We start from the raw sequence: 17,424 nt of genomic DNA on the forward strand, positions 1-17,424 counted from the left end.
GCCCGGGACCCGCTGCCGCCCCTGCCGATCCTCGATGCCGTCCCGCTGGTCGGCCGGGTCCCGCCCGGCCGAAAACCATCGTGTGCGCAGGACCCCCCTAGATATCTCGGATGGACAGGGCGTCAGGCCGCGCGCGAGGCTTCCGGGTGGTCGGACCGGAACCGTTCCCCCTACCGGAGGGATCTCCTCATGACAACATCACCCAGGCGCCGACGGACCGTCTTCACCTCGGGGTTCGCCGCCCTCTTCGCCGTCGCCGGATTGGGCCTCACCGCCGCCCCCGCGCAGGCCGACGCACCGCCGCGCGCCACCTGCAACCCCGAGATCGAGCAGGTCTGGGACGACATCGTGACGGCCACCGTCACCCCGGTGGTCACCGAGTTCACGTCCTTCAACGTCGTCCCCGGGACGACGGGGCAGCAGCAGCAACGGCTCACCCAGGTGGCGATGATCACCACCAAGATCAACAACAGTGCCGATTTCAACCTCAGCTACAGCTCCGCCCTGGGCCAGGTCGGCCTCAAGACCGGCTTCCAGGTCGAGACCAGCCGGGCCAACACCCGGACCACGGACACCTCCCGGACGGTGAACATCAACGCGCCGGGCAACTACGGGATCTTCCGCGGGTTCCTGCGCGTCGACGGCGAGTGGACCCGCTACCTGTGCGCCCGCTCGGGCCAGGGCACCGGGTACTGGATCAAGGCCAACCCGAACGGCACGGGCTACTACACGACGTACGGGGCGGCGAGCGAGGGCGTGGTGCTCTGCTCGTACCCCGAGCCGGCCGGGACCGTCCGCGAGGCGGCCCGCCTCGAACTCTGCAAGCACTGACCCGTGACCGCGTCCTACCCAGGAGGGAAGAACATGGTGAAGTCCGGCAAGCGCTCCACCCACCGACTCGGAGCCGTGCTCGGCAGCGTCGCCTTCGCCGGTTCGCTGCTGACGGTCGCAGCACCGGCCGCGCACGCGGCGAATCCGATGGACGGCTTCACCTGCGAGAGCGGCGGGTACCGCATCTTCACCCCGTACACCTACGCGAGCGACCGGATGGTGCTCGGCTGGTCCCAGGCGTCGTGGGACAACGGCTCGATCGTCCAGGAGCCGTGGCAGAACGCCGCCCACCAGCAGTGGACCCTGTGCGGCGAGAACAATCCGACCCGGACCGACGGCAAGTACTACAAGCTGATGGACCATGCGCGCCACTGGTGCCTCGGCATCGACCGGGCCATGACCGACGACGGCAACTGGCTGATCGACGAGCCCTGCAACTACTCGCAGAGCGAGATCTTCTTCATCCAGCCGGTGCCGGGCACCGACCTGAAGTCGATCATGGCCAAGCACAGCAACCGCTGGCTCTCCGTGGACGGCTCCAACTCCGGATCCCATGTCACCCAGGGCTCCTTCAAGGCCGACCTGTTCGAGCTCCACAAGGTCTGGTAGGCACCCGCCCCGAGCGTCCGTGGGGGGCCTTCCGGCAGCGGAAAGCGGCCGGAAGGCCCCCACCGGCTGCCGCTCCCCGGTGGGGCCGCTGCGCCTGCGGGCTCTGCGGCACCTACGGGCCCGTCCGCAATGAGGGACGTTTCGAGGCCCGATGAGGCCGGGGCAGGGCTCGCTCCTATGCTTGCGGCACCGATGAAGGAGGACAGTGGAGTTCACCGCGCGAGTTCCGGAGCGAAGGCTTGGGCCGTATCCCTTGGACGAGGACGGGATCGCGTCTCTGCTGACGCGTTATGAGTTCGGTGACTCCTGCCTCCGTCGCGTCATCCTTGATCAGGAGTACGGTGCCCGGGCGGTACGAGGACGGGTCGTCAGGCTTGTGATCGATGCCAGGGTTGTCAGCGATGAGCTGCGCTGGGAGCCCGTGTGCCTGGATCTCGTGGACGTGCGGCGGTTTCGCATCGACGAGAGCGTGGGGTTCAGCTGGGTGCTCTACGACCCACCGCAGTTCACGCGCTTCGATGGACTGTTGCAGGTGGATCTCTGCGCCGAGCGTTTCGGCGCTCTGCGGCCGGCGGGTTCCGAGGAGGTCTTCGAGGGGTCGGCACTGGTCTTCGAGGCAGCCGGCGGCGCCTGGAGCGTCCTGCAGCCGTGGAGTCGGTGAGACCGCTCTCCGGGGTCTGTGTGGGATGTCCGACGCTGCCCGGACGCCGGCCGTGAGCCAAGCGTCCGGCTGTGGCTGAGGAGGTCTTGGTGGCGGGCGGGGCAGGCACCGACGGCGTACACCGACTGCGGGGCGTGCGCCCGCCCGCGAAGCCGCCGCCCCACTCGTCCCGGTGCGGGGATCAGGACGGCGGGGCGGCAGCAGCACCCTTGGGAAGCCGGCGGGCCTCAGCTCCGGGGGTCGATCCTCAGGTCGCCCTGGGTGACCTTGCGGATGTGGGGGCCGGCCAGCAGGTCGTGCGGGTAGCCGAGGTCGATCCGGCCGGCCTCGTCGAGGCGGTCCGACTGGGCGGCGCTGAGCTCGACCTCTAGGGCGCCCAGGTTGTCCTCCAGCTGTTCGAGTGTGCGGGCGCCGAGGACCGGCGCCGTCACGCCCGGCCTGCGCAGTGTCCAGGCGAGCGCGACCTGCGCGGGTGTGCGGCCCAGTTCGGCGGCGACCTCCTTCACCACCTCGGCGACGGCGAGGGCGCGTTCGGTGACCATGCCCAGCCCGGCGTTGTAGCTCCTCCGGGTGCCTTCCCCGGGGCCGGCGGCCGGCGCGGTCAGGTCGGCGCGGCCGTACGTGCCGGTGAGCAGGCCGCCCGCCAGCGGGGAGTACGGCAGCACGCCCAGGCCCATCTCCCGTGCCATCGGGACGAGATCGCGTTCCGCCGCCCGGTTGAGGAGGTTGTACTCGATCTGCAGGGCGACCAGCGGGGACCAGCCGCGCAGGTCGGCGACCGCCTGCATGCGCGAGACCTCCCAGGCCGGGACGTTGGAGACCGCCACGTACAGGACCTTGCCCTGCCGGACGAGGTCGTCCATGGCGCGCAGGATCTCCTCGACCGGCGTCGTGAAGTCCCACACGTGCAGGTACAGCAGGTCGAGGTAGTCCGTGTTCAGCCGCCGCAGACTGGACTCCACCGAGGCGAACATGCTCTTGCGGTGGCTCCCCGCGGAGTTCGGGTCGCCCGGCCGGCGCAGCGTCGTGTACTTCGTCGCCAACACCAGGCCCTCGCGGCCGCCCCGGGTGAACTCGCCCAGCTGGCGTTCGGAACTGCCGTCGGTGTACGTGCTCGCGGTGTCGATGAAGTTGCCGCCGCGCTCGACGTAGGCGTCGAACAGCCTGCGCGCCTCGTGCTTCTCCGCGCCCCAGCCGAACTCGGTGCCGAAGGTGGCCGTGCCCAGTGCGAGCGGTGAGACCCGCAGTCCGGAGCGGCCCAGCAGCCGGTAGCTGTCGAGGGTGAGTGCCATGGTGAGCTCCCGTGTTCGTGATCCGTCGTCGGCAACGAGTCTGCGGCGGCGGCGGGGCGCGGATAAGGGAGGGGACTTCCTGGGAACACCGGTCCTACCCTGGCTGTTGCGCCGGTCATGACGACCTCCACGGTGGACAGGACCCAGACCCAGGAGCTGGCCGCGTTCCTGCGTACCCGGCGCGAACGCCTCGACCCCCGGGACTTCAACCTGCCGACGCACCGCCGAAACCGCCGCACCCCCGGGCTGCGCCGCGAGGAGGTCGCCGAACTGGCCGGGGTCAGCGTCGACTACGTCGTCCGGCTGGAACAGGCCCGCGGGCTGCGCCCCTCCCCCGACGTGCTCCAGGCCCTGGCCCGGGCGCTACGCCTGGCCCCCGACGAGCGCGCCTACCTCTTCGACCTGGCTCTGCGGCGGCCCCCCGGCGCCGACCAGCCCGCCACCGCCGCCGCGCCGCCGCTGGCCCGGCTGGTCGCCGACCTCGCACCCCTGCCCGCCATGCTCCTGAACCACCGCTACGACATCCTGGCCTGGAACGCCGAGATGGCGGGGCTGCTGGTGGACTTCGACGCCCTGCCGGCCTCGCAGCGCAACGCGATGTGGCTGTGCCTCATGCACCCGCGGGTGCGGGAGTCGTACCTCGACCGCGAACGCGTGGTGCGGGAGGGGATCGCCCATCTGCGCGCCGCGTGGGCCGCCCACCCGGAAGACCGGGCCCTGAGCGGCCTCATCGCCGAACTCACCGCCGGTGACGAGGAGTTCGCGCGCCTGTGGGCGGAGCGGGACGTCCGGGTCAACGGCCGCGGCCACAAGGCGCTGCGACACCCCGAGGCCGGCGTCCTCACCGTGCAGTTCGAGACCCTCAGGCCGATCCAGGACCCGGACCAGCTGCTGGTGATCTACCGGGCGGCGGACGCGGAGAGCCAGGCGGCCCTGGACCGGCTGCGCGCCGCTGCCGCCGGGCCGCGGAAGGGGCCTGACGGACTCTCGCACGCGTCCGGCTCCTCGCCCAGGCCCTGACCGCCGGCCGCTCACCACGGGGCGACAGAGACGGCACCCGTGCGCGGGGTCGGCCGGTCAGCCGAGGTCGAACTGCCAGTACGCGGTGTCGCGGAACCCCGGCGACTTCGGGGCGACCTCCACCGTGACCGGGCCTCCCGCCCTGTCGGGCTTCACCCGCACCGGCACGGTGCGCTTCTGCTCCGTGCCGAGGGGCGGTGTGAGGGCGGTGACGGTCGCGGCCAGGTCCAGGACGGTCATGCCGGGAGCAGGAACGGGAGTAGGGACGGGAGCGGAGCCGGGGCCGGCACCGAAGGCGGAAGGGGTGGACGGCAGGCCGGAGTCGAGGGCCTTCCCCGCCCGGACGACGACAGGGGCGGCACCACCGGTCGTGCCGACGCCGGTGTCGGGGGACGTCCCGCCCGGGCGCAGTTCCTCGCCCGTGCCGTTGTCGTAGGTGATCGTGAAGCTGTAGCTGCCGTCGGGTTCCCGGTGGGGCGGGCCCACGGTGATCCTCAGGCCGTCGTCGTAGCGGGCGGTCCCGCCGGCGCGCAGGGGCTCGACCACGGTTCCGGGGCCTTTGACGTACCCGTGCTGGGTCAGGGAGTCCTCGAACTTGGCCAGCGCCATGGCTCCCAGGACGACCAGGGCGGTGAGGACTGCCAGTACGACCCCGAGGACGGTGGCCCAGCGCGAGTTGTCGGAGGGCCGGGGAAAGGCGGGAGCCGCGTTCGTGTCCATGCGGGTCACGCTAGGGAAACAGCTGGTCGGAACGCATGAGCGGACGTACTCAAGGGCCCCTGAGTAGGCCTACGCGGTGCAGCTGCGGTCGCGGGCGGGGAGGTGTCCGGTGGCGAGGTAGGCGTTGACGGTGGTGTCGATGCAGGAGTTGCCGTGGACGCCGTAGTTGGCGTGCTGGTTGGCGCCCGCGAGGGTGAGCAGGCGGGAGCTGGGGAGGCGGTCGTGCAGGGCGGTGCTGCGGGTGTAGGGGACGCGGGGGTCGCCGGTGGAGGCGACGATCAGGGCCGGGGTGTCGTGGCGGACCCGGACGGGGGCTTCGCGAGGGCGGTCCCAGAAGGCGCAGGGGGTGATGTTCTCGGTCAGCGGGGCGAACAGCGGGTGGGCGGCGCGGGCTCGTTCGATGTCGCTCCAGTACGTCTCGGGGTCGCGCGGGGCGGGTGCGTCTCCGCACAGGATCGCGGTCTGGGCGCTGGCGGTGGTGGAGCCGGCGGGGGTGAACACGGAGCGCAGGAGGTCGGTGAAGGCGGGCGGCAGGGTGGAGGGGTGGCCCTGGGCGGCCCGGGCGAGCAGGGATACCTGCTCGGCCAGGGAGGCGCGCGCCGGGTCGGTGTCGTCGGCCATCCCCGTGAAGAGCAGGGCGGGGACCTGGCTGTCGTCGAGGCGGAAGGTGTCGGGGGCGGTGCCCACGGTGAGCGGTTCGCGGGAGGAGGCGGCGATGACGCCGTCGACGGTGGCGCGTACCTCCTCGCGGGTGCGGCCGAGGCCGTAGGTGCTGTCGCGTGCGGCGGTCCAGTCGGCCCAGTCGTCGTACGCCTTCTCGTTCTCGGCCTCGGTTCCCTGCATGAGGCGGGGGTTGTAGCGGTCGGGGTCCAGGGCGCTGTCGAGGACCACCCGGTCGTAGCGGGTGGGGAACATCTGGGTGTAGGCCGTGCCCAGGTAGGTGCCGTAGGAGTAGCCCAGGTAGGAGATCCTCCGTTCGCCGAGCGCGCCGCGCACGACGTCGATGTCGCGGGCGGTGTTGCGTGTCGTGACGTGCGGCAGGACGGCGGCGTTGGTGGCCCGGCAGCGGTCCGCGACGTCTCTGGCCCGGGCGGTCTGGCGGTCGAAGCCGGCCCGGTCGGGCCCGGCCGACAGCAGGCCGGGTCCGGAGGACAGGCCGCAGTCCAGGGGGGTGCTGCGGCCGGTGAAGCGCGGGTCCATGCCGATCACGTCGTAGCGGGCGCCGGTCTCCTTCATCACGGGGCGCACGGTGAGCCCGATGCCGAGGCCTGGGCCGCCCGGGCCTCCGGGGTTGACCAGGAGGGAGCCGATCCGGCGGCGGGTGTCGGTGGCCTTCAGGCGGGATACGGCGACGGTGATGGTCCTGCCGCCGGGGTCGCCGTAGTCGAGGGGTACGGTCACGTCCGCGCATCGCGCGCCCGCGGCGTCGAGGGCGCGGCCCGTCCGGTCGCCCCCGTCCCGGGCGCAGCCGTGCCAGTCCAGGTGCTGCTGGTAGTAGCGGCCGAGTCCGGCGGCAGGGGCCGCGTCGACGGCGGCGGCCGGCGTCGCGGCGAGGGCGGCGGGTGCGGCGGCCAGGCAGGTGGCGAGGCCCGTGGCGAGGACGAGGCCCGCCGCCGAGGCGCGGCGGACGGTGGTGCCGGTGATGGTCATGCTGCTCCAGGAGGGTGACGGACGCGTCCGGCCCGGAGGACGTCCGGGCCGTGCCGGTCGAGCCTCTCAACGCACCTGCTCCGAAGGCATCGCCCTGCGACACGAACTGGCGGTACGTCAGACGCAGCAGGGCGGGCCTTCGGCATACGCCCGGCGTACCACCCCGCCCATACCATCCCGCCCGTACCTTCCGCGGGGCGGGCGCGGTACCGGAACGCGTCGAGGGGTCCGTAGGAGTCGATCCGCTGGACGGCCTCGCGCCTTCGGCATCGTCGAGGGGTGGTGGAGTCGACTCAGCAGGCCGTCGCGGGAACGAGGTGGTCGAGGCCCTGGGCACTTCCCGTCGCCGCCTTGATCGAGCGGGGCAGCATGACGCGCTCGTAGGCGCGGACGGCGTCGCCGACGCTGGATTCGGCGACGAGGGCGTGGGCGAGGTCGGCGCCGTCGAGCATGGCGAGGTTGGCGCCCAGCCCGACCGGGGGCATCAGGTGTGCGGCATCGCCGAGCAGCGTCACTCCCGGCACGTGCGCCCAGGCATGCGGGGCGGGCAGCACGTGCAGGGGCCGGTTGACGAAGCCGTGATCGCTGTCGCGCAGGATCCGCAGCAGGCTGTCGTCCCAGCCGTCGAACATCCCCAACAGGTGCTCCCGCACGGCCCGTTGGTCGTCGAGGTCGAGTCCGGCGGCCGCGTGCCAGTCCTGCGGCTCGCGCAGCGCGAGGTAGCCGCGGATGTGACCGTTGCTGTTGCGCTGGGCGACCAGGGTCCGGCCGACGCCCTTCGCCAGCAGCGATCCGTTGCCGACCAGCCGGGCGAGTTCGGGGTGGCGGGTGTCGCACTGGTCGAAGCCGGTCTCGACGAAGGTGACTCCGGTGTAGTGGGGTACGGCGGGTGACAGCGCCGGGCGGACCCGCGACCAGGCACCGTCGGCACCGACCACCAGGTCGAACTCCTCGGACGTACCGTCGCCCAGGAGCAGCCGGCACGTGCCGCCCGCCAGCGGGGTGACCCCGGTGACGGCACGGTCCCACCGCACCGTGTCCGGGGCGAGCGAGTCCAGCAGCAGGCCGCGCAGTTGGCCGCGGTCGATCTCCGGTCGGCCCCCGCCTTCGGTCGGCCCCCGCTGCGCGAGGAGGGCACCGGTGGCGTGGTCGAGCACCCGCCACTCGTCGCCCTCGGGGCGGGCGAGGGCATGGAACCGGTCGAGCAGGCCCGCCGACCGCAGGGCGGCCTGGCCGGTGTCGGCGTGCAGGTCGAGGGAGCCGCCCTGCGGGCGGGCGTCGGCGTTGGCTTCACCTTCGAACACCGTGACGGCGTGGCCGTGTTGCCGCAGGATCCGGGCGCAGGTCAAGCCGCCGGGGCCGGCGCCGACGATCGCGATGCGGGGGGCACAGGCAGAGGGCATGGGTCTGTCCTTCCGGTGATGGGTGGATCGCCGGGCGGCCCGGCATCACCAAGAAAGCACACTCGCTAAATAAGTGCAATGACTACACTTTCAGAGTGGATGCACTTCGGGCTATGGTGGTCGGGTGACCGAAGCGATTGGGCGCCGCGAGCGCAAGAAGGCCCAGACCCGCCAGTCCCTGGCCGACGCCGCACTCGAACTCTTCCTCGAACGCGGCTACGACCAGGTCGGTGTCAAGGACGTCGCCGACGCCGCGGACGTCTCGGTGACCACCCTGTTCAAGCACTTCACCAGCAAGGAGGCGCTGGTCTTCGACCAGGACGACGACCTGGAAGCGGCCCTCGTCGCCGCCGTGCGCGAACGGCCCCCGGGCCGGTCGGTCCCACAGGCGCTGCGCGAGCACCTGCTGCTGAACCAGACCCGGTTCGCCATCCACGCCGCCGACCCCCGGTTCGCCGACTTCACCCGCCTGGTGCAGGAGACCCCCGCGCTGCGCGACTACTCCCAACGGATGTGGACCCGCCACGAAACGGCCCTGGCGCGGGCCATCGCGCAGGCCGTGGACGCGCCCGAGGACGACGTCAGCTGCGCCGCCCTGGCCCGGTTCGCCTTGGCGGCCCGCAGCCTGATCCTGCAGCACCCCGAACCGCGCCGGGCTGCCGACGAGGCCTTCGCCCTGCTCGAACACGGCTGGGCGGCCTCCCGTCCGAGCAGCTGACCCGGTCCGCGAGAGCCCCGATGCGCGCGCAGACGCTGCGTGCTCCCGGCCGCGGTGCGTGCTCCCGGCTGCGGTCCCCTTGATCCGCGGATCGCACCGATTGTCGCGAAGCCTTGACACTGCGCCACGGGCTGAGAACCCTGGTGCTGTACTCCAGGGACGCGAGGGACACGGCATGCCATGGGTTGACGAGAGCAAACGCCACCGGGGTTTCCCGGCGGCGGTGTTGGCGGACGGCAGCGAGCCGGCGCCGTTGCCGGACGGGCGCACCACCTGGTGGCTCTACAACGGTGCGGACGGTCCTCGGGCCACCGCGGTGCGCGCTGGTTGCAGCTGCGGCTGGCGGGGCGAGCGGAAGCACCTGTTGGACTTCGGCGACGACGCGGCGACCGAGGCGGTGGGCGAGGCCACCGGGCCGTTCGCGGACTGGGAGTCGCACGTCGACCTGACCGAGGGGCTGGTGCCTCGCGAGGTCGAGGACTTGATCGCGGCGCTGGTGGACCGGATCTGCGACCTGACGGAGAGCAGGCCGTACGCCGCCGCCCGTGCGGCCGGCCGGTTCGAGCGCGCCGCCGCTTCGACCGCGCTGCTGGCCGGCCGCAGGGCCCACCACAACCTGATGACCTGGGAGTACATCGGCCGCGCCTTCGGCTGTGGGCCGGCGGAGGCGCAGGAGCGGTTCGGCGAGACGCCGCGGGACGACGACCGGGATGACGAGGTGTAGGTCGTCGGTCGTCACGCATCGGGCGGGCGGTGCGAGCACCGGTACCAGCAGCGAGCACCGGTATCGGCGAGGACACCGCCAAGCGGGTGCCCGCGTCACCACGACGGGCACCCGCTCCTCAACCACCCCCGGTCCTGCCAGGACCGGGCTCCCGCCCCGATGCTGCCGCACCCCTGCCCGCGCGCGCCAGCTCCACTCCCCGAAGGAGTGACAGGTGCCAACCCTTCCGATTCCCTCTGCTCGGCAGGGGGCACCCGCCATGCTCGCCCGGGGGGTCCGGCCGGAGCGCGGACCTGCCTCCGGTCAGGCGTCGAGCACCTGGCCTTCGCGCCTGACGACCGGTCCTTCCGTCGACCACGGGAACTCGATCCAGTCGTCGGTCCTCTTCCACACGTACTCGCACTTCACCAGGGAGTGCGACTTCTCGTAGATGACGGCGGACCGGACCTCGGCGACGTGGTCGAGGCAGAAGTCGTGCACGAGCCGCAGGGTCTTGCCCGTGTCGGCGACGTCGTCGGTGATCAGGACCTTCTTGTCGGTGAAGTCGATCGCGGCGGGAACGGGCGCCAGCATGACGGGCATCTCGAGGGTGGTGCCCACGCCCGTGTAGAACTCGACGTTCACCAGGTGGATGTTCTTGCAGTCCAGCGCGTACGCCAGACCGCCCGCCACGAACACCCCGCCGCGGGCGATGCTCAGGACGAGGTCGGGCTCGTAGCCGTCGTCGGCGATCGTCTGCGCGAGTTCGCGCACCGCCCGCCCGAAGGTCTGGTAATCCAGGGTCTCACGTACATCAGTCACGACGATCAGTGTCCTTGGCCGTCGGCCGCGCCGCGAGTTCCGGCACGCTCTGGGCCCGAAGTGTGGTGCTTCACACGTCGGCCGAGCGCTCCGGTTCCCCGGGCACGGCGACCGGCCCGCGGGGAGCCTGGCGGGTGCCGTCAGGTCCGGCGGGCGTGGGAGGCCAGGCGGTCGGCGAGGGCGGTGACGAGGGTGCGCAGTTCCTCCGGGCGCTCGATGACGAAGGGCCGGTCGATCGCGGCGAGGAGCGGCGGCAGCCAGTCGAGGCGCTCCGCCCGTAGCTCGACGCGCAGCCAGCGTTCGGCGGTCGGGCCGCCGTCCGGTGTCGGCGCCGGATCGTGGTCCTCCAGTGTCGCGACGCCGGCGGGCAGGTGGGCGCGGATCTGCTCGGCCGTCCCGTGGATGCGCAGCGTCACCTCGTGCCGGTAGTCGGCCGTGGCGAAGCCCGACAGCAGGCGCTCGGCCGGGTCGGGGCCGGCGGGTGCGTCGAACGAGCCGGGCAGGGCCCTCGCGTCCGTGACGCGGTCGAGCCGGAACGTCCGGTCCTCGCCGATCCCGGGGTCCGCGCCCGTGACGTACCAGCGGTTCGCGTGGGCGACGATCCCGTACGGGTGCAGCGTGCGTTCGCTGGGCCGGCCGTCGCGGTCGGTGTACCTGAGGGAGACCGGTCGGCGGTGGCGCACCGCGTCGGCGAGGGTGAGCAGGACCCCGGCGTCCGGGGCGGCGTCCCCGCCGGAGCCGTCCGTGAAGGAGAGGGCGTCCAGGAGCGCGTCGAGCCGGGCCGCGACGTGCCGGGGCAGCACCCGTCGGATCTTGGCCGCCGCGGTCTCGCCCGCGGTGCGCTCGGCCGTCGCCAGTCCCGTCCGGCGCCCGGCGAGCAGTCCGAGCAGCACGGCCAGCGCCTCGTCCTCGCCGAGCATGAGCGGGGGAAGGCGGTAGCCCGGGGAGATCCGGTAGCCGCCGTACCGGCCGCGCACGGACTCCACGGGCACGTCGAGGTCGATCAGGTGGTCCACGTAGCGCCGCACGGTGCGCCCGTCGACGCCGAGGCGGTCGGCCAGTTCGGCCAGCGTCCGGGTACCGCCCGACTGCAGCAGTTCCAGGAGGGTCAGCACACGGCCGGTGGGTCGGGACATGACCACAGCCTAGGCGGATAGTGGACAGGTTCTGTCCACTATTCCTCCTAGTCTGCGGAGCGCACCACCGCTCAGCCGCACGACCACCCAGCCGTACGACCGTGCGGCCGCGCGACCGCGGCCGGCTCCGGCCCCCACCCCAGGAGGACACCATGGACTTCGTTTCGATCCGCGTCATCACCGGCGACGTCGCACGCCTGGTCGAGTTCTACGAGCGCGCCACCCAGGTGCGGGCGCAGTGGGCCACCGAGGACTTCGCCGAGCTCCGGACCCCGGGCGCCACCCTCGCGATCGCGAGCACCCGCACCGTCCCGCTGTTCGCCCCGGGCTCCGCCCGCCCGGCCGCCAACCAGAGCGTCATCACCGAGTTCCTCGTCGACGACGTGGACCGCGTCCACCGCGACCTGGCCAGGTTCGTCGCGGACTTCGTCACCGAGCCCACCACGATGCCCTGGGGCAACCGCTCCCTGCTGCTCCGCGACCCCGACGGCAACCTCGTCAACTTCTTCACTCCCGTCACCCCGGCGGCCATCGCGAAGTTCACCCGCTGACGGGGCGCCCCGCCACGCCGCCCGGCCGCCGGGGCGCCCAACCGCCGGGGCACCTCCGCTACGCCTTCGGCGCCCGCGGGTCGCACGGGTTTCGGGCTGCACGTGCGCGGCTGAGCGCCGTTCGGTCCGGCGGCTCAGTCCACCGGCGACCGCACCGTCGGCCCCGGGCGTCGTGGGCCCCGGGCGGGACCGCCTCGCTGCTCGTACGTCCACACCGCCAACTGCGTGCGCGAGGCGAGCCCCAGCTTGCCCAGGATGCGTTCGACGTGGTTCTCCGCGGTCCGCTGCGCGATCGTGAGGCGCGCCGCGATGTCCTTGTTGGTGAGGCCTTCGGCGACCAGTTCCGCGACCTGGCTCTCGCGCTTCGTCAGCCCCGGTACCCCGGCCGGGTCGTCGAGGACGTGGGCCATCGCCTCGTCCACGGTGGCGCGCGCTCCGCGGCGGAACTCCCGGTCGAAGGCGGCCGCGCCCAGCGCCTCCCGTACCGCGGCGTCCAGGCGCAGGTGCTGCGCGCGCATGAACGGCGCCGCGCCGAGCCGCCCGCCCAGCGACTCCCACAGCAGGTGCAGTACGCCCAGGAGCCGGGCCGCGCGCCGCGGGTCGTCCCGGGTGCTCCAGGCGATGACCTCCACGCACATGGCCACGTCCCACCAGTCCTGGAACGGGCGCAGCCGGGCGATGGCCGCCCTGGCGTGCGCGGTCGCGTCGGCGGGTGCGTCCGCGCGCAGGGCCAGCAGGGCGCGGGCGAGCAGGGCCATGCCGTGCAGCCATGACTCGCCGTGCGCGCGGGCGGCCGCCTCGACCTCGCCGCACGCCTCCTCGGCCACGGCGGTCTCGCCTCCGCAGGCGTGCGCGATGGCGAACTTGACCCGGCATTCGAGGGCCGCGTCGAGGCAGCCCAGCGCGTGGAACTCGGTGCGCGCCCGCGCGAACAGGTCGACGGCGCCCGCGTAGTCCTCGCGCCAGACGGCGAGGATCCCGTGGTGGTGCCACACCCACGCCGACTCCCGCCGGTGGCCGCCCTGTTCGGCCGCCGCCTCGCACGCGGCGAGCGCCTGCCGCACGTCGGCGTCGGGGTCGCCCTGCAGGATGCGCAGGTACGTGTCGGTGACCCGGGCCTGGACGCGGACGGCGGCGTCCGGGCCCGCTGCGCCGTCATCGTCACCGTCGCCGTCGCTGTCACCGCCCTCCCGCGCGTGGTCGGCGGCGAGCAGTTGCGACAGCCAGTGGCGACCCTCGGACAGCAGGCCCGCGGTCATCCAGTAGTGCCGGGGCGACACGGCCAGGGCCAGACCGGCCCGCGCCTGCCCGGGCCGCTCCAGGCAGAACCCCAGGGCCGCGCGCAGGTTCGGGTGGTCCAGGCGAAGACGCGTGAACCAGTCGACCTGCCGGGGCCCGAACCACTCCCGCCCGGCGCGTGCGGTCAGTTCGGCGTACCGGTCCCGGTGACGCCCGCGCAGGGCGTCGAGCGAGCCGGACGCGGCCAGCCGCTCGTGCCCGTACTCCCGTACCGTCTCCAGCATGTGGTAGTGCGAACGTCCCTGTACGTGGCGGCAGTTGACGATCGACCGGGCCACCAGGCCGTCGAGGGCGTCGAGCAGGGCGGCGGGCGGCAGTTCGACGTCCGCGCAGACCCGTTCGAGGCTCTCCAGATCGAAGCCGCCGCGGAACACCGAGGCCCGCGCCCACAGCAACCGCTCGCGCCCCGTGCACAGTTCGTGGCTCCAGTCGATCAACGCGCGCAGGGTGCGCTGCCGGTCGGCGGCGACGCTGCTCCCCCCGGTGAGCAGCGCGAACCGGTCCGAGAGCCGCTCCAGGATCTCCTGCGGCGTCAGGCTCCGGATGCGGGCGGCGGCCAGTTCGATCGCGAAGGGCAGCCCGTCCAGGCGGCGGACGAGTTCGGCGACGGCGGCGGCGTCCGGCCTGGTCAGGGTGAAGCCGGGCAGCACGGCGGCCGCCCGGTCGACGAACAGCGCGACGGCCGGATTGCCGCTCAGGTCGCGCAGGCCGTGCCCCGCCCACGCGTCCGGCACCGGCAACGGCTCCACGGGGAAGACCTGTTCGCCCGCGATGCCGAGCGGCTGCCGGCTCGTCGCCAGGACGCGCAGTCCGGGCGCGGCCCGCAGCAACGCGTCGGTGAGGCGGGCGCACGCGTCGACCAGGTGCTCGCAGTTGTCCAGGACCAGCAGGGCGCGCCGCTCGCGCAGCCGGGCGGCGAGGACGGCCGCCGCGTCGGCGCCGGGGTGCCCCGGATCCGCCACGTCGAGGGTGCCGAGGACGCTCGGTGCGAGCAGCTCCGGGTCCCGGAGGTCGGCGAGTTCGGCGACGTACACGCCGTCGGGGAAGGCGGAGCGCTCCGCGTCCGCCGCCACGCGCAGCGCCAGCCGGGTCTTGCCCACGCCTCCGGGTCCGCTGAGCGTCACCAGGCGCGCGCCGGAGAGCAGCCGGGCGATCCGCGCCGTCTCCGTCCGCCGCCCGATCAGCGGTGTCAGTTCGGCGTCGAGGCCGCCGAGGCCGGCGAACGTCCCCGCGGCTGCCCCCGTTCCCATGGGTGGTCATCCTACGGACGCGCGGTGACGGTAGCGGCACCGCGGGCGTGCGGGAATTGAGTAGTTCTCCCGTTGTCCCCCGCACGAACCCGTCCGAGACTCGACGACGCGGTATCGGACGGCTATGCGAGGTGTGTGGTGACGGCAGGCACGGCGACGGGGTCGGAGCGGAGCGGGCGGCTGGGGCAGCGGGTGTGGACCTACCAGGGGGCCTACGCGCGCAGGCCGATGACCGCGCTGGTCGTGCTCCTCATCGTGTTCGGCGTGCTGTGCTCCCTCGTCGGCAAGTACTACGACGAGGACTCCTCGTTCCGACTCGCGTTCTGGGCGGTGCCCGTGGCGGCCCTGGGGTGCCTCGCCCTGGGCGTGCGGCACGCCCGGATCCGGATCCGGGAGTACGAGCACGGCTTCGAGCTGCGCCGGCCGGGGCGCCGCACGCTGCGGTACGCGTGGCAGGACATCGCCTCCGTCGAGTCGACCCGGGTGTCCGTCCACTTCAACTCGGCGCACTCGCACGACGTGCTCAAGACCGTGATCCGCCCCCACACGGGCGGCCGGATCCGCCTCCGGGGCCTGGACTACATCAAGGTCCAGGAGGAGTGCGGCTTCTGGCGGATGATCACGAAGGTGCACCCCGACACCGGCGCGCGCTTCGTCTCGGACGCGGCGCAGGCCGTCGCCGTGGCCCGTGCGCAACGCCTCCTGGACGAGCTCGGCGCGGGTGGCGCGTTCCGCTGGGGCGCCTTGACCTTCACCGCCGAGGGGATGACGCTCTCCCCCTTCCCCGCGCCGATCGCCTGGTCCCGGATCGCGCTCGTCTCCGCGCGCCCGGCGGACGGTGTCCGGCTCGACGTCCGGGACCTGGCCTCGCACGTCGGCAGCCGGGCCCTGTCGGGGCGCGCGACGAAGGCGGGCTACCGGACCGAAGGGGACCGGCTGGAGGTGTTCGTGCCCGTCCGCCGCCCCGGATCGGACTACGCGGCGCTGAGCCTCCTGCTCGCCCACGGCGCCGCCCTGCGGAGCGGGCAGGACCAAGGACACGAAGGATAGCGAGGGCGGGCCGAGCCCCGGGCGGTCTACGGCCGGCGGCGGGTGGGCCCAGGCAGCAGGGCCTCGGCGGCGGCCGCCGCGACGACCTCGGCGACCGTGGACAGGGCGGGCGAATCCAGCTTCCACTGCTGCCAGTACAGCGGGACGTCCATGGGCCGGGCGGGTGCCAGTTCCACCAGCCGGCCGGAGCGCAGCAGCGCCTCGGCCTGAGGTTCGGGCACGAGGCCCCAGCCGAGACCGGCGGCCACCGCGTCCCGGAACCCGTCCGAGGCGGGCACCAGGTGGCGGATCCGCCCGGCGCCCGACCGCCCCCGGGTGAGGGACCGGACGAACTCGTCCTGGAGCTCGTCGCGCCGGTCGAAGGCCACGGTGGGGGCCCGGCCCAGATCCTCGGCCAGGTCCCCGGTGAGATGACGGTCCGCGAACTCCGGTGTGGCCACGGCCAGGTAGCGGGCCAGCCCGAGCCGTCGAACGGTGCAGCCGGCCACCGGGTCGGGCGAGGAGGTGACGGCGGCCATCACCTGGCCCTCGCGCAGCAGGGCGGTGGTGTGGGCCTCGTCCTCCCGGTGGAGCTCGAAGCAGATCGGCGGGTCCTGCGGCACCCGGGTGAGCGCGGGCAGGAACCAGGTCGCGAGGGAGTCGGCGTTGACCGCGATCGGGACCCGGGCCGGGCCCTGCTCGGCGGCCAGGCCCAGTTCGGCGCGGGCGTCGCGTTCCAGCCGGGCCAGCTGGCGGGCGAACCGGACCACCACCTCGCCGGACTCGGTGGGCCGTACCGGCTTGGTGCGCAGCAGCAGGACCCGCCCGGTGCGCTGTTCCAGGGCCTTGACGCGCTGACTGACGGCGGAGGGGGTCACGTGCAGGGCGGCGGCCGCGGCGTCGAAGGTGCCCTCGTCGACCACCGCGAGCAGGGTCCGGACCTGGTCCAGGGGAAGCTCGTCCATAAGTACGACTAAGGTTACTTTAGAATCTTTAGCTGTACTCATCTATACGCGGTCCATACGGTCGGACCCATGACCAGCAGCACCATCGCCGCCGCACTCGCCGGTTTCGGTACCGGACTCTCCCTCATCGTGGCCATCGGGGCCCAGAACGCGTTCGTCCTGCGCCAGGGCGCCCGCAGGCACGCCGTCCTCGCCGTCGTCGCCATCTGCGCCGTCTCGGACGCGGCGCTGATCGCCCTCGGCGTGACGGGGGTGGGCACGGTGGTCACGGCCTGGCCGGCGGCACTGACGGCGGTGGGCCTGGTCGGCGGGGCGTTCCTGCTCTGCTACGGCTTCCTGGCGGCCCGACGGGTGCTGCGCCCGGATCCGGCGGCCGCGCTCACCGGAGGCGGACCGGCGGCCGGCTCCGTCCGGCGAGCGGTCCTCACCTGCCTGGCGATGACCTGGCTGAACCCGCACGTGTACCTCGACACCGTGCTCCTGCTGGGCTCGCTCGCCTCCGACCGCGGCGACCTGCGCTGGGCCTTCGGCGCGGGCGCGACCCTGGCCAGCCTGTGCTGGTTCGCCGCCCTGGGCTTCGGCGCCCGGCTGCTGAGCGGCGTCCTGTCCCGGCCGAAGGCCTGGCGGGTGCTGGACGGGCTGGTCGCGGCGACCATGCTGGCCATGGGCGGGATGCTCGTCGCCGGGGCGTAGCGCGCCCCGACCCGACCAAGCCCCGCCGGGGTGGTCGACCGCGGTGGCATCCGGCCCGACGAGGCCGGATGC

17 protein-coding genes are annotated in these 17,424 nt (G+C 73.2%); 9 read left to right on the top strand and 8 right to left on the bottom strand.

The features are described 5' to 3' along the window. Window positions 1-189: 189 nt before the first annotated feature. The 3 genes from ACFU6K_RS09020 (at window position 190) to ACFU6K_RS09030 (ending at window position 2,101) form a co-directional block, all read left to right on the top strand. Window positions 190-831: a hypothetical protein gene (locus tag ACFU6K_RS09020; protein WP_380661798.1), complete on the top strand. Its 642-nt coding sequence runs from the start codon at window positions 190-192 to the stop codon at window positions 829-831. 3 nt (window positions 832-834) lie between these two features. Next, window positions 835-1,440, top strand: coding sequence for an RICIN domain-containing protein (locus ACFU6K_RS09025; RefSeq protein WP_380661800.1), 606 nt, complete (start codon window positions 835-837; stop codon window positions 1,438-1,440). Between the two features lie 205 nt (window positions 1,441-1,645). Next, on the top strand, window positions 1,646-2,101 hold the full coding sequence (locus ACFU6K_RS09030) for a hypothetical protein (RefSeq protein ID WP_380661801.1): 456 nt from the start codon (window positions 1,646-1,648) through the stop codon (window positions 2,099-2,101). Window positions 2,102-2,328: 227 nt separating this feature from the next. Here ACFU6K_RS09030 and ACFU6K_RS09035 read toward each other — a convergent pair whose 3' ends face one another. After that, a complete protein-coding gene (locus ACFU6K_RS09035) occupies window positions 2,329-3,393 on the bottom strand; it encodes an aldo/keto reductase (protein ID WP_380661802.1) in 1,065 nt (354 codons plus the stop codon). A 117-nt stretch (window positions 3,394-3,510) separates the two neighbouring features. On the opposite strand from ACFU6K_RS09035, the gene ACFU6K_RS09040 reads away from it, so the two are divergent. After that, window positions 3,511-4,413 (top strand): helix-turn-helix transcriptional regulator, encoded by a 903-nt coding sequence (locus tag ACFU6K_RS09040; RefSeq protein ID WP_380661803.1) that lies wholly within the window; start codon window positions 3,511-3,513, stop codon window positions 4,411-4,413. 57 nt (window positions 4,414-4,470) lie between these two features. Here the strand turns inward: ACFU6K_RS09040 and ACFU6K_RS09045 are convergent, their stop codons facing one another. The 3 genes from ACFU6K_RS09045 to ACFU6K_RS09055 form a co-directional block, all read right to left on the bottom strand. Beyond that, window positions 4,471-5,133 carry a hypothetical protein gene (locus tag ACFU6K_RS09045; protein WP_380661805.1) on the bottom strand — a complete coding sequence of 221 codons (663 nt, stop codon included), beginning with the start codon at window positions 5,131-5,133 and terminating at the stop codon, window positions 4,471-4,473. Window positions 5,134-5,202: 69 nt separating this feature from the next. Beyond that, a complete protein-coding gene (locus ACFU6K_RS09050; protein WP_380661806.1) occupies window positions 5,203-6,783 on the bottom strand; it encodes an alpha/beta fold hydrolase in 1,581 nt (526 codons plus the stop codon). Window positions 6,784-7,076: 293 nt separating this feature from the next. Next, the gene (locus tag ACFU6K_RS09055; RefSeq protein WP_380661808.1) at window positions 7,077-8,186 is read right to left on the bottom strand and encodes an FAD-dependent oxidoreductase; all 1,110 of its coding nucleotides are present in this window, start codon (window positions 8,184-8,186) and stop codon (window positions 7,077-7,079) included. A gap of 124 nt (window positions 8,187-8,310) precedes the next feature. Between ACFU6K_RS09055 and ACFU6K_RS09060 the strand changes: the two genes are divergently transcribed. Both ACFU6K_RS09060 and ACFU6K_RS09065 read left to right on the top strand, forming a co-directional pair. Continuing rightward, window positions 8,311-8,904, top strand: coding sequence for a TetR/AcrR family transcriptional regulator (locus ACFU6K_RS09060; RefSeq protein ID WP_380661809.1), 594 nt, complete (start codon window positions 8,311-8,313; stop codon window positions 8,902-8,904). A 175-nt stretch (window positions 8,905-9,079) separates the two neighbouring features. Further along, entirely contained in the window at window positions 9,080-9,628 is a 549-nt protein-coding gene (locus tag ACFU6K_RS09065; protein ID WP_380661810.1) for a hypothetical protein, read from the top strand. 303 nt (window positions 9,629-9,931) lie between these two features. On the opposite strand, the gene ACFU6K_RS09070 is transcribed toward ACFU6K_RS09065, so the two are convergent. Together ACFU6K_RS09070 and ACFU6K_RS09075 are read right to left on the bottom strand one after the other, a co-directional pair. Further along, complete coding sequence (locus ACFU6K_RS09070; protein WP_380453808.1) at window positions 9,932-10,429, bottom strand: phosphoribosyltransferase; 498 nt, start codon at window positions 10,427-10,429, stop codon at window positions 9,932-9,934. A gap of 140 nt (window positions 10,430-10,569) precedes the next feature. After that, window positions 10,570-11,565, bottom strand: coding sequence for a helix-turn-helix transcriptional regulator (locus tag ACFU6K_RS09075; RefSeq protein WP_380661813.1), 996 nt, complete (start codon window positions 11,563-11,565; stop codon window positions 10,570-10,572). Between the two features lie 152 nt (window positions 11,566-11,717). Here ACFU6K_RS09075 and ACFU6K_RS09080 point away from each other — a divergent pair, with 152 nt between their 5' ends. Further along, the gene (locus tag ACFU6K_RS09080) at window positions 11,718-12,116 is read left to right on the top strand and encodes a VOC family protein (RefSeq protein ID WP_380661814.1); all 399 of its coding nucleotides are present in this window, start codon (window positions 11,718-11,720) and stop codon (window positions 12,114-12,116) included. Window positions 12,117-12,250: 134 nt separating this feature from the next. On the opposite strand, the gene ACFU6K_RS09085 is transcribed toward ACFU6K_RS09080, so the two are convergent. Continuing rightward, a complete protein-coding gene (locus tag ACFU6K_RS09085) occupies window positions 12,251-14,665 on the bottom strand; it encodes an ATP-binding protein (protein WP_380661816.1) in 2,415 nt (804 codons plus the stop codon). 138 nt (window positions 14,666-14,803) lie between these two features. Between ACFU6K_RS09085 and ACFU6K_RS09090 the strand changes: the two genes are divergently transcribed. Further along, entirely contained in the window at window positions 14,804-15,715 is a 912-nt protein-coding gene (locus ACFU6K_RS09090; protein ID WP_380661817.1) for a hypothetical protein, read from the top strand. A gap of 26 nt (window positions 15,716-15,741) precedes the next feature. Here ACFU6K_RS09090 and ACFU6K_RS09095 read toward each other — a convergent pair whose 3' ends face one another. Next, window positions 15,742-16,659, bottom strand: coding sequence for a LysR family transcriptional regulator ArgP (locus tag ACFU6K_RS09095; protein WP_380661818.1), 918 nt, complete (start codon window positions 16,657-16,659; stop codon window positions 15,742-15,744). A 69-nt stretch (window positions 16,660-16,728) separates the two neighbouring features. On the opposite strand from ACFU6K_RS09095, the gene ACFU6K_RS09100 reads away from it, so the two are divergent. Then, on the top strand, window positions 16,729-17,352 hold the full coding sequence (locus ACFU6K_RS09100; RefSeq protein ID WP_380661819.1) for a LysE/ArgO family amino acid transporter: 624 nt from the start codon (window positions 16,729-16,731) through the stop codon (window positions 17,350-17,352). Window positions 17,353-17,424: the final 72 nt, after the last annotated feature.

Origin of the sequence: Kitasatospora sp. NPDC057512 (assembly GCF_042802135.1) — a bacterium.
Classification (GTDB): Bacteria; Actinomycetota; Actinomycetes; order Streptomycetales; family Streptomycetaceae; genus Kitasatospora.